The 3397-nt window shown below is 49.7% G+C and carries 4 protein-coding genes; all 4 read left to right on the forward strand.

Annotated elements, in window-relative coordinates; genetic code table 11:
* On the forward strand, positions 1-1230 hold a 1230-nt coding region (locus WBV75_RS12330; protein ID WP_424120889.1), incomplete at its 5' end, for a cryptochrome/photolyase family protein.
* A gap of 88 nt (positions 1231-1318) precedes the next feature.
* Entirely contained in the window at positions 1319-2767 is a 1449-nt protein-coding gene (locus WBV75_RS12335; RefSeq protein ID WP_424120890.1) for an amidohydrolase, read from the forward strand.
* A complete protein-coding gene (locus tag WBV75_RS12340; RefSeq protein WP_424120891.1) occupies positions 2764-3063 on the forward strand; it encodes a GNAT family N-acetyltransferase in 300 nt (99 codons plus the stop codon). The genes WBV75_RS12335 and WBV75_RS12340 overlap by 4 nt, the downstream gene beginning before the upstream one ends.
* Positions 3064-3397: (4Fe-4S)-binding protein (locus WBV75_RS12345; protein WP_424120892.1), on the forward strand; the 334-nt coding region annotated here is incomplete at its 3' end.

Genomic DNA, 3397 nt, shown 5'->3' on the forward strand with positions numbered 1-3397 from the left:
ACCTCGGGTTATTCCGTCATTCCTATTTTCATTTTCGACCGGGAAATCCTCAGGGAACTTCCCGAAAATGACCCCAGGTTGTCCTTTATACACCAGGAGGTCCAAAAGCTGAACAGTACACTAAAAAGGGATTACGGTAGTGGGGTAGGCATGTATTCGGGCACGCCATTACAAATTATTAAGGAGTTGGCATCCTCCTGGAAAATTAAGGCTGTTTTCACCAACCGGGATTACGAACCTTATGCCCGCCACAGGGATTCGGAGATCGCCGAATTCCTGCAGGACAAGGGTGTAGGATTCCATACTTTTAAGGACCAGGTCATATACGAAACGGATCAAATTACAAAGGAAGACGGGAATCCGTATGTGGTCTATACCCCTTTTAAAAATAAGTGGAAGCAGCGATTCGCGACTCAGTCAGACTTCTCCAGTTATCCTTCGGAGAACCATTTAAATCAACTCCTCACCACCGATGATTTGCCTTCGCTCAGTCTGGAAGCACTGGGGTTTAAAGAGGCTCAGATCAAAGTTCCCTCCTATCAACTGGATTCCGCTCTAATTGAGAATTACGAGAAAACACGGAATTTTCCAGCTGTGGATGGCACGTCGCATTTGGGACCCCATCTGAGGTTTGGCACCCTATCCATTCGCCACGTCCTGAAGAAGGCGTTAAAACCGGAAAATGAGACTTTTTGGAATGAACTCATCTGGCGGGAGTTCTTTATGCAGATCCTCTGGCATTACCCGAATACGACCACGGAGGCCTTTAAAAAGCCTTATGACCGTATAGCCTGGCGGAACCAGGAAGAAGAATTCGCAAAATGGAAAAAGGGAGAAACAGGATATGCCCTGGTCGATGCGGGAATGCGGCAGCTCAATGCCACTGGATATATGCACAACAGGGTACGGATGCTGGTGGCTAGTTTTTTATGCAAGCATCTCCTGATCGACTGGCGATGGGGAGAGGCATACTTTGCCGAGAAGCTTCTGGATTACGAGTGCTCCAGCAATGTGGGAAACTGGCAATGGGCCGCCGGCAGCGGCGTGGACGCCGCCCCCTATTTCCGGATTTTTAACCCCATGACCCAGGTCGATAAATTCGACAAAGATCACACCTATATCAAAAAATGGGTTCCCGAATTCGGCACGGAAGCGTATTCTGAAAAAATGGTCGATCACAAAATGGCCAGGGAACGCTGCCTGCAGACCTATAAAGAAGCCCTGAATTGATCTTTTCCCGATTGCATTTCTAAAAATCCGATACCGGCTCGAACGTGTATTTTTTGGTATCTTTAGGGGATTATAAAACACCCGCCCTATGACCAAAAAACTGCTCTTCATTACATCTGTTATCCTTCTCTCCTCCTGTTTTTCCGGATTATATTCCCAGAAACTCAAAGGGAACAAAAAAGCCGTTGAAGCTTCCATTGAACGGCACAAACAGGAATTAATAAAAGTTAGTGATTCCGTCTGGGCTTTGGCTGAAACTGCATTTCAGGAAAAGGGTTCATCCAAAATCCTCGCGGATTATGCGGAAAAAAACGGGTTCAAAGTAGCGCGTGGGGTGGCCGGCATTCCCACGGCGTTCACAGCTACTTATGGCAGTGGCAGCCCTGTGATCAGCATCCTCGGGGAATACGATGCGCTGCCCGGGATATCCCAAAAGGCGCAAGCCGAGAAGGAGCCCCTCAATGCCGGGGCAGCCGGTCATGGTTGTGGGCACAACCTTTTTGGGACAGCCAGTTTGGCTGCTGCCATTTCCATAAAGGAACTCCTGGAGGCCGGTAAATTGTCGGGGACCGTCAAGTTTTTGGGAACCCCGGCCGAAGAAAAGTTTTTTGGTAAAATATGGATGGTGCGTTCCGGACTTTGGGACGATGTGGATGTCAACATCAGCTGGCACCCGGCTGCCCAGACCGAGGCAGATGTCCAGAGTACCCTGGCCCTGGTAGATTTTAAAGTGGAGTTCTTCGGGCAGGCGGCCCATGCCTCTGCCGATCCGTGGAATGGACGAAGTGCTTCCGATGCCCTGGAGCTTTACACCACCGGAATCAATTATTACAGGGAACATATAAAGCCTACGGTTCGGGTCCATTACCATATTCAGGATGGCGGGCAGGTGGTCAATGTGGTTCCCGACTATTCGAAAATATGGGTGCGTGTGCGGGATACCAAACGCAGCGGTATGACCCCTGTATACGAGCGTATCCGCGAGATGGCGGAAGGAGCCGCGATTATGGCCGATGTGGATTATAAGATTTCCCTGATCTCCGGAATCTACGAAGTCCTCGTCAACCGCTCCGGAGGTGAAATCATGCAGAAAAATCTCGAGTTGTTGGGTCCGATCACCTACACCGAAGATGAAACGGCATTTGGAAAGAAAATTCAGGAAGCCACCGGTAAACCGCAGGTGGGCATGGATAGTTCCATCCTTCCCCTCCGCGAAACCGAGGAGCACCCGGGCGGGGGTTCTACCGATGTGGGTGATGTCAGTTGGAATGTCGCCAATATCAACCTGGGGGTTACTGTAGCACCAAAGGATACCCCCTGGCACTCCTGGGCAGTGGTAGCCTGTGGAGGGATGAGCATCGGTCATAAGGGCATGCTCTATGCAGCCAAAGCCATGGGGATGACAATGGTAGACCTCTTTGAGAATCCATCCCTGGTAAAAAAAGTCAAAGATGAATATAGGGAGCGCAAAGGCAGTGCCGTCTATGAGCCCATGATCCCGGAAGGGCCCCCTCCTATTGAAATTGAGAAGTGGTGAAAGCGACCTTTAAACTGATCGACAATCCGGACAAACCCCAGTATGAATTCCATCTGGAGGGAGAAAATCCCCGATTGGAATATATTAAAGCAAAGGACAAAATTTACCTTACACACACCGAGGTTCCTGCAGCTCTCTCGGGCAGGGGGATTGGTTCCGCCTTAATCGGTGCGGCCCTTGAGGATATCGAGCGACAGGGATTAACCCTGGTGCCCTTGTGTCCTTTTGTCGCATTGTATCTGAAGCGAAACCCCGAGTGGAAACGCCTGGTCCTTAAAGGGATAAACATTGCATAAATGGAACGTAAAGAGATAGTTAAATACTATGAAAAAGACGGGTTCCGCGTGATCTGGAAACCTGCAAAATGCATACACTCGGAAATCTGCGTAAAAACCCTTCCTAAGGTCTATCTGCCGGATGAAAAGCCATGGATTCGCCCGGAAGCAGCCTCAGTCCAGGATTTAAAGGATCAAATAAACCGCTGTCCTTCCGGGGCCCTTAGCTATGATTCCAAAGAACCTGAAAAGATGGAGGATGCCCAATCTGCCGGAACGGAAATCCAGGTGCTTCCCGGCGGGCCACTGCTCGTAAAAGGGAAGATTAAGCTTACAGCAACAGACGGTAAAATTC

The sequence above is a fragment of the Robiginitalea sp. genome, from assembly GCF_049588695.1.
GTDB lineage: Bacteria > Bacteroidota > Bacteroidia > Flavobacteriales > Flavobacteriaceae > Robiginitalea.

Coding starts and splice junctions, on each gene's coding strand:
- WBV75_RS12335 (WP_424120890.1), top strand. CDS start 1,319: ATGACCAAAAAACTGCTCTTCATTACATCTGTTATCCTTCTCTCCTCC.